The following is a 24,636-nucleotide window of genomic DNA, read 5'->3' as shown; positions in this document are numbered from 1 at the left end:
TTTGCGGGTGCGGTTAAGCGTGCGGCAACCACGAATTGCGGCGATCAGCCTTCCCTGACCAGCGTCACCTGGGCGACCCAGATGCCCCCGCCCCGAAACCCGCCCTCGCAATACATGAGATAATAGCGCCACAGGTCGAGAAACCCGGCGTCGAATTCGGGCGGGAGCGCGCCGGATGCGATCGCCGCGTCGAACCGATCCCGCCACAACCGCAGCGTTTCGGCATAGTCCGGGCCGAAATTGCGCTGATCCTCCCAGCGCAAGCCGCAGCTTTCGGCGATCGCGCGGAAACGGGGTTCGGACAGGAGCATGCCGCCGGGAAACACATAGGCCTGGATGAAATCGACGTTGCGCGCATAGGAATCAAAGATCGCGTCATCGATCGCGATATACTGGATCGCGGCGCGCCCGCCGGGTTTGAGCGCGGCGGCGATCGCGCGAAGATAGTCCGGCCAATATTCCGCGCCCACCGCCTCGACCATCTCGATACTGGCAACGGCGTCATACTGGCCGGCGACGTCGCGATAGTCGGTCAGCGAAACCTCCACCCCGTTCAGCCCGGCGGCGGCGATGCGCGCATCGACATGCGCCCGCTGCTCGGACGAGAGGGTGAGGCCGTGGACCGCCCGCCCGTGCCGCGCGGCAAGCTCAGCAAAGGATCCCCAGCCGCAGCCGATTTCGAGGATCCGATCACCGGGCCGGGTGGCGGTGCGATCGAGAATCGCGGCGAGCTTCGCGGCCTGCGCCGCTTCCAGCGTGCGGGGCTCCCCTTCGAAGAGCGCGCTGGAATAGGTCATGCCGGCATCGAGCCAGGGGGCGTAGAAATCATTCCCCAGGTCGTAATGATAGGCGATGTTGCGCCGGGATCCGGCGCGATCGTTGCGCTGAAGCCGGTGCCAGGCCCGCTTTGCCAGACGCGTGAGTCCGTGCGCCCGCCCCGATTCGCCCAACCCCTGGCGGTTGCGGACGAACAGATCGAACAGCGGGACCGGATCGGGGCTGGTCCAGTCGCCCGCCTGCCACGCCTCGTACCAGCCGACCGATCCGCCGGTGACAAGCCGCCAGAGCGCCCGCCAGCGGCGGATTTCGACGATCGCGCGCGGGCCGGGCGCGCGACCGCCCAGGCGGCGACGGAGGCCGCCGGGCAGCGTCGCCTCGATCGCGCCCTCGCCCAGGCCACGGTCGATCCGGTCGAGCAGGCGGTGGAGCAGCGGCGCCAGCAGACGCGCAAAGGCGCCGCGCCCCTGCGCTCCCGTTCCCGTCGCCCCGTCGCGACGCCCCCTGTTGCGTGCCGATCCCTGCATCCTGCCCGCTCATGACCATGGGCGCGCGAGTCGGGCAAGGGCGAACGCTCAGCGCACCTCACGCCCCGCCGCGAGCGCGCGCTCCCGCGCCTCGCGATGCCCGATCAGCTTGACGGGATAGGCGTCGGGGCGACGGCCATGCGCGTCCGGATCGTGGATCGCCGCATCCGGCAGATCGGCAAGTTCGGGAACCCAGGCGCGGATATAGGCGGCGGCGTCGAACTTTTCCGACTGGCCGAGCGGCGCCATGATCCGGCCCCACATGTTCGAATCGATGCCGGTGCCGGCGACCCATTGCCAGTTCACGCTGTTATTGCCGTAATCGGCATCGATCAGCGTGTCCCAGAACCATTTCTCCCCCTCACGCCAGTCGATCAGCAGATGCTTGATGAGGAAGCTGGCGGCGATCATGCGGACGCGATTGTGCATCCAGCCGCTCGCCCAGAGCTGTCGCATCCCGGCATCGACGATCGGATAGCCGGTGCGCCCCCGCGTCCACGCATCGAAATCGTCGCGCGCGGTGGAGGAGCGGAAATCGCGCCAGGGCAGCGCGTCGAACCGGTCGCGGCCGTTGCGCGCGGCATAATCGGGGAATTGCAGGATGACGTTCTGGGCATAGTCGCGCCACGCCACTTCGCCCAGGAACACGTCCACCGATCCGCCGGCATCGGCAAGGCGATGCCAGACACAGGCGGGCGAAACCTCACCGAAATGAAGATGGGGACTGAGCCGCGACGTGCCTTCGCGCGACGGCAGGTTGCGCCGCGCGTCATAGTCGGCGGCTTCATCGACAAACGCATCGACACGCCGGCGCGCGCCGGCCTCACCCGGTTCCCATTCGCGCGCGAACCCATTCGCCCAATCGGGCCTTGTCGGGCGCAGGCCCCAGTCCGCCAGGTCGTCGGACGCCGGCCAGCGCGACGGGACGGGGATGTCGCGCGGGCGGTTGGCGGGCGCGGGCGGCGGCATCCGTTCCCGCAACGCGCGCCAGAAGGGCGTGTAGATCTTGTACGGCGCCCCCGACCCGGTGGTCACCGATCCTGGCGGCGCGAGATAATTGCCATCGTGACAGACCAGATCGAGCCGCTTGGCCACCGCGCGCTCGGCATTGCGCCACCAGGGTTCGTAATGGCGGATACAATGGATGCGGCGCGCGCCCACATCCCCGGCAAGGGTGGCCAGCACCTCCTCGCTCTTGCCGCGGCGCAGGATCAGGCGGGACCCCGTTTCGCGCAGGCTCTCGTCCAGCGCGGCGAGGCTGTGGTGCAGCCACCAGCGCGACGCACCGCCCATCGCGCGATGGCGCGGGGTCTCATCGTCCAGCACATAGACGGGGATCACCGGTCCCTCGCCAGCCGCTGCGATCAGCGCCGCCTGGTCCGACAGGCGCAGGTCGCGGCGAAACCACAGGAGCACCGGCACGGTCATGAACGCACCGCGCCGATGCCCGAAGCGTTCAGCCGGCGAGCAGCCGGTCGCATGCCGAACCGCCCGGCGGGGGCGGGCCGCCGGCAAAGGAGGGAGGTGCGTCCGGCCGGTCGCCACGGCCGGAAAGGCCGCGTCCTCCACCGCCAGGTCCACCCGGACCGCCGGGACCACCCTGCCCGCCACCCGGACCGCGCCCGCCGGGGGGCGGACCGCGATCGGACCGCGCGCGCGCGTCGCGCGGCGCTTCGGGACGGGGCGGCAGCGGACCGCCGATCGCGAGCTGGCCGGTGCCGACCACCTTCAGAAAGACGCGTCGATCGTCGCCGCCCAGCACCGACAGCGCAGCGAGGACGTAGCGGGTCTGCGCCTTTGCCTGGGCCGCGGCGGTCGCATCGCGCTCCTCCATCGCGCTGGCGAGTTCGGGAAGCGACAGCGGATCGCTCTCCGTCAGCTTTTCGACGGTACATTGCGCCGCCCGCGTCGCACCGGGCGCGATTGCCGGGAGCGGAACCGCCCGCAACGCGCGGATTCCGGCATCCGACACGCCCTGCGCACGCAACATCCGTTCGGTGTCGCTCAACGCCAGTTCGGGGGCGGCGGCGGGCTTGGCCGGTGCCGGCTCGACCGGACCATAGGTGGCCTGGATCGAGGCGAGGACGAACAGCGGCACGAAGGCATACATGGCGGATCTCCATCAGGGATGCCGCCACTTCGTCAGGCCAGATTGCCCGCGCATTTCGGATTGTTGCGATCGCCGGGTTATTCGACCCTGGGTTCTTTTTCGACCTGCCAGGTCTGGCCCTTGCTGACCAGCTTCTGAAGATCGGCGACCTTGCCCTCGCTGGCGGCCGCATTCTGGGCGATGACGGCGCTTTCGAAGGTCGGGGCGGGATCGTCATAGAGCACGCCGAGCGCCATCGGGAACGCGCCGAACGGCATTTCGACCAGCATGTGCGCGATCGCCCGGTTGGTGACGTCGTGGACGAGCAGCCCGGACGTGTCGCCATCGACCACGTCCACCACCTTGAGCGCGAGCCGGTCACGGTCGAGCGCGATCCCCTTTGTCCCGCCGGCGAACAGCATCGGCGCGCCATGCTCCAGCCACAGCTGGTGGCCGGCATTGGCCTTTTCGGTGAAGGGCGCGAAGACATCGGCATTATAGACGATGCAGTTCTGAAAAATTTCCACGAACGCCGCACCTTTATGTGCGTGCGCCGCCTTCAGCACTTCGGGCAGCTTCTTGTGAACGTCGATGCCGCGCGCGATGAACCGCGCGCCCGATCCCAGCGCATAGGCGCAGGGCCGCGCGGGATGATCGACCGATCCGAACGGGGTCGAGGGCGAGCGCGTCCCCTCCCGGCTGGTCGGCGAATATTGCCCCTTGGTCAGGCCATAAATCTCGTTGTTGAACAGCAGGACCTGGCAGTTCAGGTTCCGCCGCAACAGGTGCATCGTGTGGTTGCCGCCGATCGACAGGCCATCGCCATCGCCGGTGATGATCCACACGTCGAGGTCCGGATTGGCGAGCTTTACCCCGGTCGCCACCGCCGGCGCGCGGCCGTGGATCGTGTGGAAGCCATAGGTTTCCATATAATAGGGAAAGCGCGACGAGCAGCCGATGCCGCTGACGAACACCGTATTTTCCGGCGTCCCGCCGATTTCCGGCATCGTGCGTTGCACCGCCTTCAGGATCGCATAGTCACCGCAACCGGGACACCAGCGGACCTCCTGATCGGTCTCCCAGTCCTTGGGCGTCGAAGGCTTGATGGGGGTGATGTCGTTCATGGCTTTCTCCATCGGCTTGACGCGGACGCGTCAGCCGAGCGCCTCTTCGATGGCGGCTTCGATCTCATGGATGCGGAAGGGCTGGCCCGACACCTTGTTGAGCGGCCTGGCATCGACCAGGAACTGGTCGCGCAGCACCGTCTTCAACTGGCCGGTGTTCATTTCCGGCACCAACACCTTGTCATAACCCTTTAACAATGCGCCCAGATTCTTTGGCATCGGCCAGATGTGGCGGATGTGGACATGGCTGACGTCCAGCCCCTTCCTGCGCGCACGGCGCACCGCCTGGGTGATCGGCCCATAGGTTGATCCCCAGCCGACGACGACCAGCTTGCCGCCCGCCTCGCCCTGCTCGATCTCCTGATCCGGCACGTCGATCCCCGCCACCTTCTGCTGACGGATGTCGGTCATCGCCTGATGATTGGCGGGGGAATAATCGAGATTGCCGGTCCCCTGTTGCTTCTCGATCCCGCCGATGCGGTGGAGCAGGCCGGGCGTGCCGGGGCGGACCCAGGGACGCGAGAGCTTTTCATCGCGGGCATAGGGCAGGAATTTCTCACCCTCGGCCGGCGGGGTGTCGTGGAACGCGACCGGGAATGGCGCATAGCCCGACATGTCAGGCACCTTCCACGGCTCGGCGGCATTTTGAAGATAGCCGTCGGTGAGCAGCATCACGGGGGTCATGTACTGCGTCGCGATGCGCACCGCCTCGATCGCGCAGTCGAAACAGTCGGCGGCGCTGCGCGAGGCGATCACCGGAACCGGCGCGTCGCCGTTGCGGCCATAGACGGCCTGATAGAGGTCGGACTGTTCGGTCTTGGTCGGCAGGCCGGTCGAGGGGCCGCCGCGCTGGGCATTGACGATCACCAGCGGCAATTCGGTCATGATCGCAAGCCCGATCGCCTCTGTCTTGAGCGCGATGCCGGGGCCGGAGGAACAGGTGACGCCCAGGCTGCCTGCGTAGGAGGCGCCCAGCGCAGAGGCGATCGCCGCGATCTCGTCCTCCGCCTGAAAGGTGGTGACGCCGAATTCCTTGAGCCGGGCAAGATGATGCAGGATCGCCGAGGCCGGCGTGATCGGATAGCCGCCATAAAAGAGCTTGAGCCCGGCAAGCTGCGCCCCGGCGACGAGGCCGAGGCTGATCGAATCCGCGCCCGTCACCGTGCGGTACAGGCCCGGCTCCACCGGCGCGGCGGGAATGTGCAGCTGACCGACGCCCTGCGCGCCCAGTTCCGCCGTCTCGCCATAGGCATGGCCGGCGTTGAGCGCGGCGATGTTCGCCTCCGCCAGTTCGGGCGCCTTGGCGAATTTCGTGCGCAGCCATTCGACCAGCGGTTCACGATCGCGGTCGAACATCCAGAGCGCGAGGCCCAGCGTCCACATGTTCTTGCAGCGCAGCGCCTCCTTGTTGCCGAGGCCGAAGGGCTTCACCGCGTCGAGCGTCAGCTGGGAGATGTTGAGCCGCAACAGCTGCCATTTGGCGAGGCTGCCATCGTCGAGCGGGTTGGCGTCGTACTTCGCCTTGTCGAGGTTGCGCTTGTTGAACTCGCCCTCGTCGGCGATGATCAGGCCGCCCGGCTTCAGGTCGCCGACATTGGTCTTGAGCGCCGCCGGGTTCATCGCGACCAGCACGTCGGGCGCATCGCCCGCGGTTTCGATCGCCGCCGAACCGAAATTGATCTGGAACGCCGACACGCCGAACAACGTCCCCTGCGGCGCCCGGATTTCGGCCGGAAAATCGGGGAAGGTCGCCAGATCGTTGCCCGACAGCGCGGTGGACAGGGTGAACTGCCCCCCGGTCAGCTGCATGCCGTCGCCGGAATCGCCGGCGAACCGGACCACGACGGCTTCGGGGGGCGGATTGGCGGACGCCTCTTCGGGGGTCACGCGATGGATGGCAGTCGCCATTCAGTCTCTTCCTGCAAACTCGATATGCCGCGCCCTCTACGCCCGGGACGCTGGCCGTCCAAGGTAGAATGATGGGACGTGGTTGCAATCGGTTCTTTTCCGGACCCGCTATCGCCCGCCTGCCCCTGCCACTGCCCTTGCCTCCGCCAACGCCCAGGCGACGCGCACCTGATTGGCGAAGATCGGGCGGACCTTGCGCAGCTCCTCCCGCGCACCGGCGGTAAAGCCGGGAAAGCCGCGCATCCGTTCCAGCGCCCCCGCGCCGGCACGCCGGTACAGGGTGCGCGCCTCTGCAAGTGCCGCGCCCTGCCGGCGCAGACAAGTGGCCAGCGCCCATTGGCCGTTGATGCGATAGGGGTGCCAGGGCGGCAGTGCGCGCAGGATCGCCAACGCCTCGCGATAGAGCGGTTCGGCCTGGGCGGGACGCCCCATCGCCTCCAGCGCCGCGGCAAGGTTGTTGAGGCTGGCCGCGATATCGGGATGGCCGGCGGGAAGCGCCCGGCGCCGCAGCGCAAGCGCCCGGCGATAGAGCGGTTCGGCCGCCGCCGCCCTGCCCTGATCCTTGAGCGAGACCGCCAGGTTGTTGAGCGCGGTGGCGATGCGCGGATGGGTCGGCGGCAGGGCGCGTTCCCAGATCGCGAGCGCGCGGCGGAACAGCGGCTCGGCCTCCGCCTCGCGCCCCTGCGCACGCAGATTGGCGGCGAGATTATTGGCCCCGACGGCGATCGCCGGATGGCCGGCGGGAAGCGCCGCCTCCTGCAACGCCAGCGCGCGACGGTAGAGCGGTTCCGCCGCCGCGATCCGGCCCTGGCGGGAGAGGCTGCCGGCCAGATTGGCGTAGGCGGTCGCGATATCGGGATGGCCGGCGGGCAAGGACGCCTCCGCCAGCGCGAGGGCGCGGCGATAATAGGGTTCCGCTTCGCGATAACGTCCCTGCGCATTGATCGCGACGGCAAGGCTGGTGAGCTGGCGCGACATGGCGGCGCGATTCGGCGGATTCGCCTGTTCGGCGATGGCGAGCGCGCGCCGTAACAGCGGCTCGGCCTCGCCCGCGCGCGCCTGTGCGAACAGGGTATAGGCAAGATCGTCGAGCGCCTCCGCGATCAGCGGATCGTTCGGGGGGAGCCGCCGCATCCGTGCCGCCAGCACCGCGCGCAGCAGCGGCTCCGCCTCGCCAAAGCGGCCGCGTTCGTTGAGCGCCGCGCCGAGATGGGCGCGGGCCGACACTGCCATCGGCGACTCCGGTCCCCGTGCGGTATCCGCCAGCCGGATCGCGCGCCGCGCCTCCCCCTCCGCGAGCGCCGCGTCGCCGGCCAGCAGGGCAGCGTTCGACACGGCGAGGATCAGGCGCAGGCAGGCGGCCGGGGGCGCCTGCGCCTCGCACGCGTCACGCTCGTCCTTCAGCACGGCCAGCGCGTCGGCATAGGCGCCGCCGGCGATCATCCGCATCGCCGCCGCGCTCGGCTGTCGGTTCTGCGCCAGCGCGGGCGCAGTCAGGGCGGCAAGAAAGGACACCGCGAAGAGGAGATGGCGCATCCGCATCGCCCGGACATGGTAGCCGATCGTTCCGGCAAGGGAACCGTCAGCATCGGTCAGGGGGCGGCGCGTCGCACCAACAGTTGCAATCGAAGCGCTTCCGGTGTGAAGAACGAGTGTTGCGGCCGCGCGCCGTTGCAGGATCGAAGGGGCGTCGAACGAGGATGAGCGCGGTGGCGTGCAGCATGGACGTGCGGGCGGTGCGACTGTCGGCGCTCGATACGGCGGACCGGGCCGACCTGCTCGCCCGCTATGCCAACGAGGTCTATGCGCCGGCCTTTCCCGACGCCGAAATTCGCGAGGATCCGGACTATTGGCGCGGGCTGCTCGATGCCGATCCCTACCCGCCCCCGCCCCAGCCGCGGATCGAGGTGCTGGTGCTGGTCGATGGCGACGGGCGCATCGCCGGCGGGGTGACGATCGAGCTGTATCGCCGGGCGAATGCAGGGCTTCTCACCTATATCTCGGTCGCGCCGGATCGCCGGGGACGGGGGCTGGGCAAGCGGCTGATCGCGGAGGCGCGCGCGGCGCTCGACCGGTTCGCCGCACCCGACACGCCGATGTTCGCGGAGACCGAACGGATGGAGGACGCACATGACGATGACGAGCGCGCCGCCACCGTGCTGCGGCAACGGCGGCTGGCGGGCATGGGTGCGCGATGGGTGGAGTTCGATTATGTCATGCCGCCGCTGCGGCCCGACACGTCGCCCCACCGGCTGCACCTGATGATCTTCGACGGGCCGGACGCGGTGCCGGCGGCAACGGTGCTGGCGCTGCTGAACGAGCTGGCCCATGCGCTCGACACCGATCTCGACCGGTCGGGCGACACCCGCGCGATGGCCGGGTGGCTCGCCGCGCAGGACATGCTGCCGGTCGTCCCGCTGCCGGTGGTCGCGCCATGAGCGGCGGCACCCGTCCCTGTAACGAAGCGCCGATCTTTACCGGCCTCACCGAAACCTCGTTCACCTATGCCTTTGAACTGCATTTCGGCAATTGGCGGACCGACGGTGCGGGAAGCCGGTCGTTCGTGCGCGAGGACGCACATCGCGCCGGCTTTCGCCTGCGCCAGATCAGCGAGGCGCTGGACGGGCTGAAGACGACCGACGCGCCGCTGTACCAGCGGCTGATCGATCCGGTACGATCGTTTCTGGACGATGTGACGACCGGATCGCCCGGCACCAATGGCCGCCCGTTGCTGTTCGCCGCCTCCGCCGCAGAGCCGGACGCGGCCAGCCGTCGGGTGTGGGTGGTGCGGCCCGAAAGCTGGACCTATGAATATGAAAGCCTGACGACCCGCCTGTACGTGCCGGGCGAGCGGCTGTTGCCGTTCCGGATGCGCGACACGTTCTGCGTGTTCGAGAGCGGTCGCATCTTCTACCTGATCACGCTGACGCAGGACGCGATGGAGGCGGCGGAGACGCAGGAGGTCGCATGGCCCGACCCCGACGCGGTCGCAGGTCCGGCCCATCCCGCGCGCAAGGGCAGCGACCTGACCGAGCCGGCGAGCGCGTCCCTGCCCGCCCCGATCGACGAATATGCGGTGCTCCAGTTCCAGCAACTGGTGATGGACCGCAACCGGCGGGCGGGCGAGGCCGGCTATCTCGGCTTTGTACATGCGGCCGCCGAACCGGCGATCGCGGCGATCGATTCGGGCGCGATGCCCGTCTGTTCGCTGATCGATCTGGCCGACCGACGGCTGGACACGCTGATCGAGGAGGCGCGGGCGGGCCGCGCGAACGGCGTTTCGGCGATCCTCTCCCGCTACGACATCCTGCCGCTGGACGCCGCCACCGGACGCCCGCTGGCACGCGAGCCGCTGTCCCGCCACAGCCTCAGGCGGCTGTGCGTCGCGCTCGAATCCGATGTGCTGCTGCGGGTCAGCGAACTCACCCATTGCCTGTACGACCCGAGGGCGCGGCCCGAGCCGGAGACCCGGCCAGGACACACGCCGCCGGCCAAGCCCGACATTGCCGGGATGGACGCCGACTGGTCGCGCGCGCATGGCGTGCCGCCCCCGCCCGGGGCGCGGCGACCGCATGCCGATCCCGACATCTGTCGCGCCGCCCCGACCGACGGTGCCGCGCCGACGCAGCTGTACGATCGCAGCGCGCTCGCCTTTGCCGGGCTGGCACAGGGGGTTCCGGACTTTCCGTGGCAGGACGAATCGGAAATCTTCGATTCCACCCGGCCAGCCTATTTCTCGGTCGAATCCTCGCACTATGTCCATCCGCGTTTCGTGCTCGAAGTGGCGAAGAGCTGGCGTTCCTATCAGCAGGCCCGGCCGGAAATCGGCACCTGCCCCTATCTGCTGCTGATGTTCATGGTGGCGTTGCACGACGAACTGATCGTCGATGATATCGAGAATCAGGTCGATCACATGGTCTATGCCGATGGTCCGTCCCGATCGCCGGGGCAATGGCTGCGGCGCGCGGCCCCGACGGCCAGCCGGTATCGCGCGGTCCCCCTGCTCAGCGTGCTGCGCGTGCTCGACGGCGCGCGCAAGCTGGGCGGGAGCGGCGTCCATATCCTGGAGCGCAACCTGTCATGCCGGTTCGAGCTGTTCCGCTGGTCATCGATCCAGCGGTCGGGCAACATCTTTCGCTATGCCAAGGAGCGCGGCGCGCTGACCGCGATCCAGGATGCGATGGGGACCAACGCCCGGTTCGAGCGCGCGCACGCCAATGTCGATCGCATGGAATCGCTGGTCGAGGACGTGTCGGCGCTGAAGGCCACCTATGCGGCGCAGCGCACCAACTGGCTGTTGTTCGTGCTGACGCTGGTCAGCGTCATGACGCTGCCAAAGGGCTTTGCCGAACTGCTGCTGCTCACGAAGATCACGACGGTCAATCAATCGCCGCAATATCTGTGGGTGCTGGGCGCGCTCGCGACATTGCTGGGCGGCTGGTTCGTGTTCAACCTGTGGTATGGCAGCCGGGGGCGACGCGCCGCGCGCACCCCGCCCGAACGCTCATTCCCCGCCACCGAGCGCGAGGATCGAGGCGACGTGCCGCGCTGACACCTCCAGCGCATCGACTCCGTAGCCGCCACCCAATGCGCTGGCGAGCGGCAGGCCATGGGTGCGGGCCAGCGTGGCGATCCATCGGTCCCGCACGACCAGCCCCTCGCGGCTGAGCGCCAGCCGGCCCAGCCGGTCGCCCTCCCATGGATCGACCCCCGCCTGATACAGGATCAGCGTGGGATCGAACCGATCGATCAGGCCCGGCAGGCTGGTCGAAAGCGCATCCATATAGGCCGCGTCGTCGGTACCGTCGGGAAGCGCGACGTCGAGCGTCGAGCGGGCCTTGCGAACCGGGAAGTTGCGCTCCGCATGGATCGAATAGGTGGCGATCCGGGTCCGCCCGGCGGTGAGCGCCGCGGTGCCGTCGCCCTGATGCACGTCGCAATCGACGATCAGCACCCGCTCGCCCTCTTCCGCCAGCCGGTGCGCCGCGATCGCGAGATCGTTGAAGATGCAATAGCCCGCGCCGGTCGAATGCAGCGCATGGTGGCTGCCCCCGGCGGTGTTGGCGGCAAAGCCATGGGCCTGGGCGAGCTTCGCCGCGGCATAGGTGCCGCCCGGCACCACCATCGCCCGCGCCGCGACCGCAGCGGTGACCGGAAACCCGATCCGCCGCTCCTTTTCGCGCGGAACGCGGGTTTCGACAACCTCTGCCACATATTCGGGATCGTGTACCGCCTCGATCCAGCTACGCGGCATCGGTTCGGGTTCGTGCCAGTCGAGCGCGGCACCGCTCTTGCGCAGCAGATCGCGGACCAGACCGTTCTTGTTCCATTGATACTGGCTGCGCGCGGGCGCCGGCGCGACATAGAGCGGATGGTGGACGACGGCGATCGTCATGCCGCATCCCGTCGCCGGTACGCACCGCGCGGCGGCATCACGCCGCGATCGCCTCCAGCGCTTCCTGCGCCGCCATCCACGCCGCCTCCGCCGCCTCGATCTTCTTCGCAACGCCGTCGCGCAGCTTCATCAGATCGGTCATCGTCAGCCTGGCCAGATCCGGCGCGGCGGTGTCGGGATCGAACATCGCGCGATCGATGGCGGACAGCCGCTCGCCCAGCTTCGCCAGGTCGCTTTCGGCCGCGCGCGCGGACTTGCGCAGCGCGTTGCCCTTCTCACGCGCCTCCGCCGCCTCGCGCCGGGCGTCCTTGCGGTTGACGCCCTTCGCACCCTCCGCCTTCGGCTCCCTGGCCAGCACGAAGGCGATATAATCGTCCAGATTGCCGTCGAACGGCCGCGCGGTGCCGGCATCGACCAGGACCAGCCGGTCGGCGGTCATCTCGATCATGTGGCGGTCGTGGCTGACGATCACCACCGCGCCGGTATAGGCGGCAAGCGCCTGGATCAGCGCCTCGCGCGCATCGACGTCGAGATGGTTGGTCGGCTCGTCCAGGATCAGCAGGTGCGGCGCGTCCCGGGTGATGAGCGCCAGTGCCAGCCGCGCCCGCTCGCCGCCCGACAGCTTCCCCACCTCTGTCAACGCCTTGTCGCCCGGAAAGCCGAACCGACCCAGCTGCCCGCGGATCGCCGCCGGCTTCTCTCCCTCCATCAACCGCGCCATATGGTCATAAGGGGTTTCGTCGCTGCGCAGTTCCTCGACCTGATATTGCGTGAAATAGCCGACACGCATCCGGCCGGACGCGGCCTTGTCCCCGTCGATCGGCGTCAGCTGGGCCGCGAGCAGGCGCGCCAGCGTCGTCTTGCCGTTGCCGTTGCGGCCCAGCAGCGCGATGCGATCGTCGGGATCGATCCGCAAATTGAGGCGCGAGAGGATCGGGGTGCCGTCATAACCGACGCTCGCCTGGTCGAGCGTAATCAGCGGGGGCCGCAGCTGATCGGGATCGGGAAAGCCGAACGACAGGCTGGGATCGTCCACCACGGCGGCGATCGGCTGCATCCGTGCCAGCGCCTTTGCCCGCGACTGCGCCTGTTTGGCGGTCGAGGCGCGGGCGGAGTTGCGGGCGACATAGTCGGCGAGCTTGGCGCGCTCGGCCAGCTGCTTCTCGCGCGCCGCCGCCTGTTGCGCCTGCCGCTCGGCGCGCTGCCGCTCGAACTGGTCATAGCCGCCGGGATACAGCGTCAGCTTGCCCCGCTCGAGGTGCAGGATGTGGTCGACCACATTGTTCAGGAAGTCGCGCTCATGGCTGACGATGACGATCGTCGCGGGATAGGATTTCAGGAAATCCTCAAGCCACAACACCGCTTCCAGATCGAGGTGGTTGGACGGCTCGTCCAGCAGCAGCAGATCGGGCTGCGAAAACAGCAGCGCCGCCAGCGCGACGCGCATCCGCCAGCCGCCCGAAAAACTGTCGAGCGGGCGGTGCTGCGCGTCCTCGTCAAAACCCAGGCCGACCAGGATGCGCGAGGCCCGCGACGGTGCGGTATAGGCGTCGATCGCCCCCAGCCGCTCGTGGATCTCGCCCAGCCGGTCGGGATCTTCCAGCCCCTCCGCCTCCGCCATCAGCGCGGCGCGTTCGGTGTCGGCGGCGAGCACGGTGTCGAACGGCGTGGCCTTTCCCGCCGGCGCCTCCTGCGCGACATAGCCGATGCGGGCGCCCTTCGGCATATCCGCCGAGCCCTCGTCGGGATCGATCTGGCCGGCGATCACCTTGACGAGCGTCGATTTCCCCGCGCCGTTGCGCCCGACCAGCCCGATCCGCCCCTTTGGCGGCAACGCAGCCGAGGCCTGATCGATGATCGTGCGGCCGCCAAGGCGGACGGTGATTCCGGACAAGTTCAGCATGGCGGCGCTATCGGCGAGTTGGGGCAGCGCCGCAAGTGTGCGCCGTTTGACCAACTTGATCCGATCGCGGGGTTTGCGGCGGAGGCGACCGCGAAGCGACGGGTTTGAGACTGTGAGGCGACGGGTGCGCGACACCGACGCGACACCTGAGCGACAGACGGGCGACACCGGCGCAACAATCGCGCGACACCGACGCGACGGCTACGCGACCGCGAGGCGACACCGGCGCGCCACGCGAAGTCGTGGGGTTCAGTGCGTCAGCAAGATCGGGTCGAGGAGAGCAGTACGACATGGATCAGCATGAAGCAGATGAATTAGCCGAGGCTTGAGTGTGCGCGTTTCCCGGTCCGCTCCGACCGCTTGGAACTGAGATCGATACAAGCGGCACTGTCGACTTTTGCATGGATGCCTGCCGTCAAGTTTGGACCGGAAAGCGCTCCAACCAGATATCGTTCTGCCAATCTTCGTAACCAAGCAGACTTCCGAAGCGTCGTTCATATTCATTGGTCCAACTGCCGTAATTCTCAATCAACTCGAGCATCGCATCCACGCGCCAGTCTTCGCCCGGTAGCGTGTAGAAAACCCGGCGCGATAGCCAATCGGGCCTTTTTGGCATCGGCGTGTCTATGATGCGTCGGTTGATCCGACCGACCGCAACATGGCGGCTAAACATCCGATGATAGCGGAGCACACAGTCAGGCTCATTCCCGGCGATATCGCTGAACATGGCCATTGGCTTGATGCCACACAACATTAGCCCGAGTTCGCGATTCGTATGCACAAGGTAGGGAAGCGATCGGAGGAGGTCAGAAAGCATCGCTTCGATTTACGCGCGCTTTCTCAAGTTCGCTACAGAGTGGTGAGACGAACGCCCGTTTTAGCAGCACAGCGCACAATCCCGCCCCCCTACGACAACCGTCCCTCGAAATCCGCATAGCCGAACGACTTGACGACGCGCAGGTCGTCGCTGCGGCTGTCCCACAAAGCGATGCTGGGCAGCGGCACGCCGTTGAAGGTCGTGGTCTTGACCATCGAATAATGCGCCTGGTCGAGGAACGCGAAGCGTTGGCCGGGTTGCGGGAGCGACGCGAAGGCATAGTCGCCGAGGATGTCGCCGGCGAGGCAGGACGGGCCGCCGAGGCGGACGAGGACGTCACCGCCTTCGCCGAGCATCGCCGGGCGATAGGGCGCCTCGATCACGTCGGGCATGTGGCAGGTGGCGGAGATATCGACGACGCCTACGGCCATGCCGTTGTCGAACAGATCGACGAACTCGCCGACCAGGATGCCGGTATCGAGCGCGATGGCTTCGCCCGGCTCGAGGATCACCTCAAGCCCGGTTTCCGCGCGGACCTGTTTCAGGAACTCGACCAGATCGTCGCGCTGATAATCGGCGCGGGTGAGGTGATGTCCGCCACCGAAATTGATCCATTTCAGCCGGTCGAAATATGGCGCAATACGGGGCTTCAGCGCCTCCCAGGTGCGGCGGAGCGGAGGAAAATCCTGTTCGCACAGCGAATGGACGTGCAGGCCATCGACCCCGTCGAGATGTTCCGGGCGCAGCTGGTCGGCGGGAAAGCCGAGGCGCGAATGCGGCTGAGCGGGGTCGTATTTCTGAACCTCCCCCTCCGCATGCATCGGGTTGAGGCGCAAGCCGACGTCGAACCGCTCCCCCCGCGCGCGGGCAGCGGCGAGTTCGCCGCGCATCGCCGCATGCTGCGACGGGGTATTGAAGATGACGTGATCGGACAGGCGGCAGATTTCGGCCATGTCCGCCGCCTTGTACCCCGCGCAATAGGTCGCGATTTCGCCATGATAATGGTCGGCCGCCAGCTTCGCCTCCCACAGGCCGGAGGTGGCGACGCCGTCGAGATAGCGACCGACCAGATCGCCGAGCGACCACATCGAAAATGCCTTGAGCGCCAGCAGGATCCTGACCCCCGCCCGGTCGCGAATGTCGGCGATCGTCCGCAGGTTCCGCTCGACCGCCGCCGCATCGACGACGAAGCAGGGCGACGGCACGCGCGCCAGATCGAACCGGGTGAAGGCGCCCGGTTCGCCGGCCTTGGTGGACATGACAGGTGGTGCGGCGCGGATTTCGGTCATGGCAGACTCCCGATCCTCCCCGGCACGGGGAGAGGGACCATGCGAAGCATGGTGGAAGGGGCCCTCCTCGCACGGTGTCGCTGGTGGAAGGCCCCCTCCACCACCGCCTTCGGCGGCTGTCCCCCTCCCCGTGCCGGGGAGGATTCGGGACGCGCCGCGCGTTACGTCAGAACTTCAGCGGCTCGGGCAGTTCATGCACCTGCCAGGGCAGGCCATGTTTGTTCAGCATGTCCATGAACGGATCGGGGTCGAACTGTTCCATGTTGAACACCCCCTCCCCGCGCCAGGTGCCGTTCAGCATCAGCGCGGCGCCGATCATCGCGGGGACGCCGGTGGTGTAGCTGACCGCCTGGTTGCCCGTCTCCTCGAACGCGTCCTCGTGATCGCAGACATTGTAGACGTAGAAGGTTTTTTCGGCGCCGTCCTTGGTGCCGGTCGCGATGTCGCCGATGTTGGTCTTGCCCTTGGTCGTGGTGCCGAGGGTCGAGGGCTCGGGCAGCACCGCCTTCAGGAACTGGAGCGGCACGATCTCCCGCCCTTCGAACGTGATCGGCTCGATCGAGGTCAGGCCGACATTCTGAAGCACGCGCAGGTGCGTCAGATATTGTTCGCCAAAGGTCATCCAGAAGCGCGCGCGCTCCATTTCGGGGATGAACTTCGCCAGGCTCTCCAGCTCCTCATGGTACATGAGGTACATGTTCTTCGCGCCGACCTGGTCGAACTCGAACACCTGCCGCGTCGAGAGCGCCGGGGTTTCGACCCATTCGCCCTTTTCCCAGTGCCGCGCGGGGGCGGTGATTTCGCGGATGTTGATCTCGGGATTGAAATTGGTCGCGAAATGCTGGCCGTGATCGCCGCCATTGCAGTCGAGGATGTCGAGCGTGCGGATCGTGTCGAGCAGATGCTTCTTGATGTACATCGCGAACACGGATGTAACACCCGGATCGAAGCCCGATCCGAGCAGCGCCATCAACCCCGCCTGCTTGAACCGGTCCTGATACTCCCACTGCCAGCCATAGTGGAACCGCGCCTCGTCGCGCGGTTCGTAATTGGCGGTGTCGAGATAGTCGGTGCCGGTGTTGAGGCACGCGTCCATGAGATTGAGATCCTGATAGGGCAGCGCCAGGTTGACGAGCAGCTTCGGCTTAACCTGTTCGATCAGCGCGCTGGTCGCCGCGACGTCATCGGCATCGACCTGAGCCGTGTCGATCGTCACGCCGAACCGCTGCTTCACCGAGTCGGCGATCGCATCGCACTTGAACCGCCGCCGGCTGGCGAGCGTGATCTTCCCGAACAAATCGGGGTTCTTCGCCATCTTATGCACCGCGACCGAAGACACGCCGCCTGCGCCGATTACGAGAACGTCCTTCACGTTCGCACTCCTCTTGTCTGAAATCGGGGGTTAACGCACAGCCCCATATGGGACAGGAACGCCGGATGCAAAGCCGGATATGAGTTGCAAGAAAGCCAACGCATGACTTCGAAATTGGATCGACGCGCGCTGATCGCAGGGGCCGGCGCGATGGGGGTGGCGGCCGCGGCAAGCCCGGCATCGGCGCAGAACCGGGCAAAGGTGTTCGCGCCGACGCCGCCCTGGCCCCCGCGCGAACATTTCATGCTGTGGCCCGGCCTGCCGCCCGGATCGCCCCCGGGACTGGTCCCGGCGTCGGAGCCGGTGCCGCTGCCGCTCGGCACGCCGCAGCGGTGGGAAAAAGGCATCCGCCACCCCTATGTCGGCGTCTATCGCCCCCAGCAGCCGGACGGTCGCGCGGTGCTGGCGATTCCCGGCGGCGGCTATGTCTTCGTCAGCCTGATCAACGAGGGTGTGAACGTCGCGCGCGCGCTCAATCCACACGGCATCACCGTGTTCGTGCTCGCCTATCGCCTGCCCGGCGAGGGCTGGCTGGAGCGGACCGACGTGCCGTTGCAGGATGCGCAGCGCGCCATGCGGCTGATCCGCGCCAATGCCGCCCACTACCGGATCGATCCCGCCAAGCTGGGAATTTGCGGATTTTCCGCCGGCGGCAACCTGGGCGCGGCGCTGACGGTCGGTCATGAGGACGCGGTGTACCGGCCGGTGGACGTCGCCGACCGGCTGTCGGCGCGTCCGTCCTTCACCGGGCTGGCCTATCCGGTGACCAGCTTTGCCAGCGCCGGGCCAACCAGCCGCTCCGGCCCCAACCTGCTCGGCGCCGATCCGCCCGCAGGCGCCGCCGAACGCTACGACATGCTGGCCCGGGCGAGCGCCGCGATGCCGCCGCTGTTCCTCATCCACGCAATGGACGACGGCACCGTGCCGGTCACCCAGAGCCTGTCGGCGATCGAGGTCGCGCGCCGGTTCAAGGTGCCGGTGGAGGCGCATCTGCTCGAACGCGGCGGCCATGGTTTCGGCGCAGCGTCGCTCAAGCCGGCCAATCCGGGATCGACCTGGCTCGACTGGTTCGAGAAATGGACGGCGATGCACATGCGATGACCGGGCATGCGGCGAGCGGCGTCGATCCGGCGCTGCTGCGTGCCTGTCCCCCTGTCCAAGCGCGCAATACCGCCCCGCCGATTGATCCGTTGCGTTTCCGAACTGAAAAGCGCAGCTTCGCACGATCAGGGGAGGAAACGCGATGAAAAGCGAAATTCTGGGTCCGGTGATCGTGCTGGTCGGCTGGTCGCTGGTGATGCTGTTCTGGCTGGTGATCGCGCGAATGCCCGCGATGAAGCGCGCGGGGATCGACGTGAAGACGGTGACCGGCGGCCGGCCGGGGGCGCTGGACGGCGTGGTCGCGGATCGCGCCCAGTGGAAGGCCCACAACTATATCCACCTGATGGAACAGCCGACGATCTTCTATGCGATCGCGCTGGTGCTCGCGATGATCGGCCAGGGCGACGGGTTCAATGCGCAGATCGCCTGGGCCTATGTCGTCCTGCGTATCCTGCACAGCATCGTCCAGGCGACGTTCAACCGGGTGATCGTGCGTTTCGCCCTGTTCGCGCTGTCGAGCGTCGCGCTGCTGATGCTGTTCGTCCACGCGGCCATGGGATATTGGGGCGTCAGCTTCCACTGATCGACCCGTTTCCGATGCGGATCAACCGAACAGGCGGCTGAGGCTCCGTTCCAGCATCATGAGCTGCCACAGGGTGCGGCCATGTTCGGCCCGGCCGCTGCGGTGATCGTCGGCGAGGCGCGCGATCGCCCTTGGCTCGAACCAGCCCGACCCGGCGAGGATGCGCGACCGGGCGAGGTCGGCCGCCTCGTCCGCCAGCGCCTTGCGGAACCACGCCGATACCGGCGTGACGAAGCCCATTTTCGGGCGATAGAGGATGTCCTTCGGCAGATAGGGTTCGAGCGCCTTCTTCATCAGCCACTTGCCCTGCCCGCCCCGGATCCGCATCGACGCGGGCAACGTCGCGGCGAATTCGACGAAGCGATAGTCGAGCAGCGGCTCGCGCGCCTCAAGGCTCACCGCCATGCTGGTCCGGTCCATCTTGGTCAGGATGTCGCCGGGCAACCAGTGCTTGAAATCGGCATATTGCGCGCGATCGAGGCCGTCGCGCGCGGGCGCATGGCGCATCGTTTCGACATAGCGCGTTTCGGCGCGATGGCCGGCAAGCTGGGTGCGCGCGGCGTCGGTGTAGAGGCCCGCCCGCACCGCCGGGGTGGTTACCCCCACCGCCTTGGCATAGGCCGCGCCCGAATCCTCGGCCAGCGCGAGCAGGGTCGTCTTCGCGCGCAGTGGCCGGGGCGCCCAGTCCGCCTTGGGATAGAGCCGGCCCAGCGCGCCGAACACCCCGCCGCGCACCGTGGCGGGGAGCAGGCCGCGCACCCGCTCCTCTGCCGCATGGAACCGGTAGCGGCGATAGCCGGCCAGCGCCTCGTCCGCGCCGTCGCCCGACAGCGCGACGGTGACGCTCTCCCGCGCCAGCTCGCAAACACGGTAGGTGGCGAGCGCGGAAGCGTCGGCGAACGGCTCGTCGAAATGATGGACGAGCGTGTCGATCAGCGCGAAATCGTCGGACGCGACGGTCCGCACGCGATGCTGCGTCGCAAAGCGCTCCGCGACCAGCGCGGCGTGGGCGGTTTCGTCATGGCCGGCCTCGTCAAAGCCGATCGTGCAGGTCTTGACCGCGCCCCGGCTCGCTTCGGCCATCAGCGCGACGACGGCGCTCGAATCCACGCCGCCGGACAGGAACGCGCCAAGCGGGACATCGGCGATCATCCGCGAGCGCACCGCCGCGCGCAGGTGATCGACCAGTTCGGCCTCCAGATCGCGCGCCGACCCGCTCGCCCGCCGGGAAAAGTCGATATCCCACCATTGTGCCGGCTGCGGCACCGGCCGGCCCCGCTGAAGGTGCAGATAATGGCCCGCGGGCAGTTTCCTGACCCCGGCCAGGATCGAGGCATCGTCCGGCACATAGCCGAGGCCCAGAAAATCCTCGACCGCGCGGATGTCGGGAGCGCTGCGAAACAGCGGATGGGCGACCAGCCCCTTGATCTCCGACGCGAACGCCACCGCCCCGTCGGACAGTTCGACATAGTGAAGCGGCTTTACCCCCAGCCGGTCGCGGGCGAGGAACAGCGACTGGGCGCGAACATCATAGAGCGCGAAGGCGAACATGCCGTTGAGCCGCGACAGCAGCGCCGGCCCCCACGCCCGCCAGCCGTGCAGCAGGACTTCGGTATCGGAATTGCTGAGGAAGACCGCGCCCTTCGCCTCCAGCTCCGCGCGCACCTCCTGGAAGTTATAGACTTCGCCATTGTAGCTGACGACCAGATCGCCATCCGCGCTCGCCATCGGCTGCGCACCGCCCGCCAGATCGATGATCGACAGGCGGCGATGGCCCAGCCCGACGCCCGGCGCGGTCCATACGCCCGATCCGTCCGGCCCGCGATGGACGAGCGCGTCGGCCATCGCGCGGACGCGCGACGGCTCCACCGGCTTTGGTGTTCCCGGATAGTAAAGCCCCGCGATTCCGCACATGGAACGTGGCTCTAGCGGGCCGTCGCGGGCGACGCCATATCGTCGGCCAGACGATCGACCGGGCCGAGCGCCCCCAGGAACCGCTTGATCGCGGCGCGGGCGGGCAGATCGCCCTTTTCGGCCGAAACCATCACCGCGACGCCGCGCTGGCGCCCGCCGAACAGCTTTGCGCGCAACGTTTCGGCCTTGACCCTGGATTCGCTCGCGGTGGTGACGTCGCCGACGCGATACCAGGTGACGACTTCGCGTTCGACCGGCCCGGCGGTCATGCGCATCGCGCCGCCGCCGTCCAGATCGGGCAGATCCTCGATCCGCACCCATTTGTCATTCTCGCGGATCGCGCCCTGGCCGAAACCGACCAGTTCCTTGCCCTCCCGCTGGCTGCCATAGACGGCGACGGCGAGATCGACCTGCGCGCCCATTCCGTCGGCATAGCGGCCGATCACGAAATGGTCGGCGCCGGGAAAGTTGGGCGTCCATTCGGCGCGCGCGCTCGGCGGGACGCGGGTCCAGCCGGCGATCTGTGGCAGATCGACCCTGGCCGGCAGCGCGTCCGCCCGCGCGGAAATGACCGCCGCCCAGGCCATGAACAGGCTGACCAGGAACAGTCCGGTCAGCGCGACCAGTGCGGGCATCCGCGTGGTCCCGCGCCATTCCGCCTGCAACGCGGACGCGTCGAACCATGGCGCATCGGGATCGCGATCGAACCATTTCCAGCCCAGCGCCAGCACGCCGGCCATCACCGCGCCAAAGAAGAACCAGCCATAGACGATATGGTCATAGCCGGTCGCCGCCTCGACCGAGGTGAGATAGGCGGCATAGACGGTGCCGAACGCGCGGATACCGTTGGCGAGCATCGGCACGATCAGCGCCACCGCCATGAACGCGGCCCGGCGGCGCCAGCTGACGAAACACACATTCGCGACCAGCGCGCCATAGGCGATCATCGCGATCACGAACTTGGCGCCCGAACACGCCTCTGCCACCTCGAACCAGCCATTGGGCGTGGTGATGAGCACGCCGTCCACTTCCGCCGGAACCCCGGTGAGGTGAAGCAGCGGCATCAGGATCGCGACGGTCAGGTCCTGAAGCGGCTTTTCCAGCCCCTCCCCGAACGGCACCAGGAAGAACATATAGGCGAGCGGGAACAGCAGCGCGCGCGTGACATTCGGGCCGAGGATCGCGATCATCGCACCCTGCAACATCGCGACAAGCCCGAAATGACGGAACAGCGCGACGCCCGCCGCATCGCCCAGCAGCCAGGCAAAGGCGCCGCCACCGATGACGGCGAGGCCCGGCCACCATGCGACGGGCGACACCGCCGGCAGATCGGCGCGGCGTTGCCATACCAGCCAGCCGACGACCGGCGCGACGAACAGGCAGTGGCCGAACGTCGTGTTGGTCCAGTAGATCGCGACCAGATCGCCGACATCGCGGTGGAACAGGACCAGCAGCGCGGTCCAGGCGCCGGCCAGCACCGCGAGGTGCCGCCGCCACAGCGCGTCGATCCCCCGCCCCGCTTGCGCGAAGGCGCCCCCGGGCAAGGCGAGCGTCATGCCGCCGACCGGCGCGCCTGCGCATCCTTTGACCGCGGCGGCAGGCCCAGGATCGGGTCGAGCGCCGCGAGCTTCGCATCCCAGCTGTAATGATCGATCACCCGCTGCCGCGCGAGTGCGCCGAATTCGGCGGCGGTCGCGGGGTCCTCGAGGATCTTGTTCACCGCATCGGCGATTTCGCCCACCGTCTCGCCGATCTCGATCGTGCCGCCATGATCGATGCCGGTCGCCGCAGCGGCGGTCGCCACCACCGGGCGCGCCATCGCCATCGCCTCCAGCACCTTGTTCTGGACACCGCGCGCGAGCTTGAGCGGGGCGACGACGACCGAGGCGGCGTCGAGCCACGGACGCACATCGGGAACTTCGCCCGTCACCACGACGCCGGCATGTTTGGCCAGCGCCTTGACCGCGTCGGTCGGCTTTCGCCCGACGATCGCGAACTGCGCATGCGGATGCCGCAAGTGGATATGGGGCAGGATCGTCTCGACGAACCAGGTCACGCCCTCGATATTCGGGCGATAGTCCATCTGGCCGGTGAAGACGATCAGTTCGCCCATCGTATCGATCCGCTTGAACTGCCCGCGCGGGTCGAACGCCTCGGTATCGATCCCGTTGGAAACGGCGTGGACGCGCTCGGCACCGGTCCGCTCGCGAAAGAGCGCGGCCTCCTCCTCGCTCACGAACAGGCTGGCATCGACGCGCGCGGCAACCGCCTTTTCATACTGGGCGAGCAGGCGTGCCTCGCGGCGGAGCATCCATCCGCTCACGCCCTTGCTGGTCTTGCCGTAGCTCGCGAACTTGGCCGAATCCATGTCGACAAAGTCCATCACCACCTTTTGCCGCGGCCGGGCCGGCACATATTGCGCCATCTGGCTGGAAAAGACGTAGATGGTGTCGATCGCGTGGCGGGCGAGCATCAGCTGTACCGCGCGATGCAGCTCGGCATTGTCGAAGGCGGTGAGCGACAGCGGCTTGTGCGAGATCAGTGCCTGAATCCCCGCGGTCGCCTGACGCTTTCCACGCCATACGATCTGGCGGTTGCCGGTCAGCTTGGCCAGCGCGCCCTTGCGCTTCAGGTCCGCCGGATCGTCCGCGAACGCGACCAGATGCACGCGCTTGCGGGCCGAGAGATAGCGCAGGATGTTGAACGCGCGGATCTTGTCGCCGCGATCGGGCGGAAACGGCACGCGATGCGCGAGAAACAGGATGTCACCCATCAGCCAAGCCCCCTGGCGATCCACGGCCCGACGCGATTGGCGATGGCGAGCGGCAGCCGGCTCCACAGCGCGACCTGCAACCGGTATTTGGGATTGAGCGGGTTCGCGTCCCGCACCGACGCGCCGGGCGCGACGCGATCGAAATAGGTGAGCGGGGCCGGATCGAAGCCCCAGTTCTTCTTGAACGCGGCGGCGCCGGTCCCGACCTTTGACCGGCCGAAATCAAACCGCGTGCAACCCCGGCCGCGCGCATGGCGCATCAGTTCGAAATACATGCGATCATTGGCGCGCAGCCGCCGCGCGGCGGCGGTTCCCCCGCCCCAATAGGGGAAGACCGTTCCCCGCCAGTACAAACTCAAGACGCCGGCCACCGCTGTTCCCCCATGCCGTACCATAAGCACATCGGCGGCATTGCCAAATTCGTGCAACACCTGTGTGAACAGGCGGCGAGGAAAGACGGGGGTGCCGAGATTGCGCACAGATTCGGCATAGACCGCATAATGCGCCGCGACGTCGGACATATCCTGTCCGACCGAAATCGAGAGATCGGTGTCGAGCGCCTTGCGCACCTCCGCCCGCTGCTTGCGCGGGATAGCGAGCAGCTGTGCCGCATCGTCGGCCGCCAGATCGCGCGCGAAGCCGAGATAATGGCTGTCATCGACCGTCCATTCGGGACCGGGACGCGGACCGCCGCGCACCTCGACACTGGGGCAGCTCAAGCGTTCGGCCAGGCGCCAGCACGCATCGGCGAGCGCGGCGACGATATCGGCGCGGTCGGCGAGGATGCCGCCCCCCACCCCAAAGCCCGCCGACGCGAGCACGCGGCCGAACAGCGGCGAATGGAGTTCGGTCAGCGGCATCACCCCGACAATGCCCTGAATGCCACGCTCGGCCACCAGATAGTGGCTGGTCTGGCCGCAACCGACCGCGACCGCCGCGCTCCACCCAGGCAGGTGGAACGGTGTGCCGTCGGGATGTTCATGGACATAGGCGCCGATCCGCGCGCGATCGATCGCGTCATCCAGACGCGCGATCCGCAGCGCGAGCGGGCGCAGGGTGGCAGG

General features: G+C 67.7%; 19 protein-coding genes. 4 read left to right on the top strand and 15 right to left on the bottom strand.

Annotation, left to right across the window (positions count from 1 at the left end; genetic code table 11):
- Nucleotides 1-44: 44 nt before the first annotated feature.
- From KF783_RS13475 to KF783_RS13450, 6 genes are all read right to left on the bottom strand, one after another.
- Nucleotides 45-1,304 carry a cyclopropane-fatty-acyl-phospholipid synthase family protein gene (locus KF783_RS13475; RefSeq protein WP_294080141.1) on the bottom strand — a complete coding sequence of 420 codons (1,260 nt, stop codon included), beginning with the start codon at nt 1,302-1,304 and terminating at the stop codon, nt 45-47.
- 48 nt (nt 1,305-1,352) lie between these two features.
- A complete protein-coding gene (locus KF783_RS13470) occupies nt 1,353-2,732 on the bottom strand; it encodes a deoxyribodipyrimidine photo-lyase (protein WP_294080139.1) in 1,380 nt (459 codons plus the stop codon).
- 28 nt (nt 2,733-2,760) lie between these two features.
- Nucleotides 2,761-3,414 carry a hypothetical protein gene (locus KF783_RS13465; protein ID WP_294080138.1) on the bottom strand — a complete coding sequence of 218 codons (654 nt, stop codon included), beginning with the start codon at nt 3,412-3,414 and terminating at the stop codon, nt 2,761-2,763.
- A 77-nt stretch (nt 3,415-3,491) separates the two neighbouring features.
- Nucleotides 3,492-4,517 carry a 2-oxoacid:ferredoxin oxidoreductase subunit beta gene (locus KF783_RS13460; protein WP_294080137.1) on the bottom strand — a complete coding sequence of 342 codons (1,026 nt, stop codon included), beginning with the start codon at nt 4,515-4,517 and terminating at the stop codon, nt 3,492-3,494.
- Nucleotides 4,518-4,547: 30 nt separating this feature from the next.
- The gene (locus KF783_RS13455; RefSeq protein ID WP_294080135.1) at nt 4,548-6,425 is read right to left on the bottom strand and encodes a 2-oxoacid:acceptor oxidoreductase subunit alpha; all 1,878 of its coding nucleotides are present in this window, start codon (nt 6,423-6,425) and stop codon (nt 4,548-4,550) included.
- A gap of 108 nt (nt 6,426-6,533) precedes the next feature.
- Nucleotides 6,534-7,961, bottom strand: coding sequence for a tetratricopeptide repeat protein (locus KF783_RS13450; protein ID WP_294080133.1), 1,428 nt, complete (start codon nt 7,959-7,961; stop codon nt 6,534-6,536).
- A 164-nt stretch (nt 7,962-8,125) separates the two neighbouring features.
- On the opposite strand from KF783_RS13450, the gene KF783_RS13445 reads away from it, so the two are divergent.
- Nucleotides 8,126-8,863 carry a GNAT family N-acetyltransferase gene (locus tag KF783_RS13445; protein ID WP_294080131.1) on the top strand — a complete coding sequence of 246 codons (738 nt, stop codon included), beginning with the start codon at nt 8,126-8,128 and terminating at the stop codon, nt 8,861-8,863.
- Nucleotides 8,860-10,977 (top strand): hypothetical protein, encoded by a 2,118-nt coding sequence (locus KF783_RS13440; protein WP_294080129.1) that lies wholly within the window; start codon nt 8,860-8,862, stop codon nt 10,975-10,977. The genes KF783_RS13445 and KF783_RS13440 overlap by 4 nt, the downstream gene beginning before the upstream one ends.
- Here the strand turns inward: KF783_RS13440 and KF783_RS13435 are convergent.
- From KF783_RS13435 to KF783_RS13415, 5 genes are all read right to left on the bottom strand, one after another.
- Nucleotides 10,930-11,820, bottom strand: coding sequence for a histone deacetylase (locus tag KF783_RS13435; RefSeq protein WP_294080127.1), 891 nt, complete (start codon nt 11,818-11,820; stop codon nt 10,930-10,932). The genes KF783_RS13440 and KF783_RS13435 overlap by 48 nt on opposite strands.
- 37 nt (nt 11,821-11,857) lie before the next feature.
- A complete protein-coding gene (locus KF783_RS13430; RefSeq protein WP_294080125.1) occupies nt 11,858-13,723 on the bottom strand; it encodes an ABC-F family ATP-binding cassette domain-containing protein in 1,866 nt (621 codons plus the stop codon).
- A 415-nt stretch (nt 13,724-14,138) separates the two neighbouring features.
- Complete coding sequence (locus tag KF783_RS13425) at nt 14,139-14,456, bottom strand: hypothetical protein (protein ID WP_294080123.1); 318 nt, start codon at nt 14,454-14,456, stop codon at nt 14,139-14,141.
- A 173-nt stretch (nt 14,457-14,629) separates the two neighbouring features.
- The gene (locus tag KF783_RS13420; protein ID WP_294080319.1) at nt 14,630-15,799 is read right to left on the bottom strand and encodes a carboxynorspermidine decarboxylase; all 1,170 of its coding nucleotides are present in this window, start codon (nt 15,797-15,799) and stop codon (nt 14,630-14,632) included.
- Nucleotides 15,800-15,995: 196 nt separating this feature from the next.
- A complete protein-coding gene (locus tag KF783_RS13415) occupies nt 15,996-17,201 on the bottom strand; it encodes a saccharopine dehydrogenase family protein (RefSeq protein ID WP_294080121.1) in 1,206 nt (401 codons plus the stop codon).
- A gap of 102 nt (nt 17,202-17,303) precedes the next feature.
- Between KF783_RS13415 and KF783_RS13410 the strand changes: the two genes are divergently transcribed.
- Both KF783_RS13410 and KF783_RS13405 read left to right on the top strand, forming a co-directional pair.
- Entirely contained in the window at nt 17,304-18,302 is a 999-nt protein-coding gene (locus KF783_RS13410) for an alpha/beta hydrolase (protein WP_294080119.1), read from the top strand.
- A gap of 142 nt (nt 18,303-18,444) precedes the next feature.
- Complete coding sequence (locus KF783_RS13405) at nt 18,445-18,885, top strand: MAPEG family protein (RefSeq protein WP_294080117.1); 441 nt, start codon at nt 18,445-18,447, stop codon at nt 18,883-18,885.
- Between the two features lie 21 nt (nt 18,886-18,906).
- Here the strand turns inward: KF783_RS13405 and KF783_RS13400 are convergent, their stop codons facing one another.
- Genes KF783_RS13400 through KF783_RS13385 form a run of 4 tightly spaced genes read right to left on the bottom strand, consistent with a single transcriptional unit; the run spans nt 18,907 to nt 24,597 of the window.
- The gene (locus tag KF783_RS13400; protein ID WP_294080115.1) at nt 18,907-20,799 is read right to left on the bottom strand and encodes an XrtA/PEP-CTERM system amidotransferase; all 1,893 of its coding nucleotides are present in this window, start codon (nt 20,797-20,799) and stop codon (nt 18,907-18,909) included.
- Between the two features lie 11 nt (nt 20,800-20,810).
- A complete protein-coding gene (gene xrtA, locus KF783_RS13395; protein WP_294080113.1) occupies nt 20,811-22,355 on the bottom strand; it encodes an exosortase A in 1,545 nt (514 codons plus the stop codon).
- Nucleotides 22,352-23,572: a TIGR03087 family PEP-CTERM/XrtA system glycosyltransferase gene (locus tag KF783_RS13390; protein ID WP_294080111.1), complete on the bottom strand. Its 1,221-nt coding sequence runs from the start codon at nt 23,570-23,572 to the stop codon at nt 22,352-22,354. Before KF783_RS13390 ends, xrtA begins: the two co-directional genes overlap by 4 nt.
- Nucleotides 23,572-24,597: a FemAB family XrtA/PEP-CTERM system-associated protein gene (locus tag KF783_RS13385; RefSeq protein WP_294080317.1), complete on the bottom strand. Its 1,026-nt coding sequence runs from the start codon at nt 24,595-24,597 to the stop codon at nt 23,572-23,574. Before KF783_RS13385 ends, KF783_RS13390 begins: the two co-directional genes overlap by 1 nt.
- Nucleotides 24,598-24,636: the final 39 nt, after the last annotated feature.

The sequence above is a fragment of the Sphingomonas sp. genome, assembly GCF_019635455.1.
Taxonomy (GTDB): Bacteria; Pseudomonadota; Alphaproteobacteria; order Sphingomonadales; family Sphingomonadaceae; genus Sphingomonas.
This window is presented reverse-complemented; position numbering and strand designations above follow the sequence as displayed.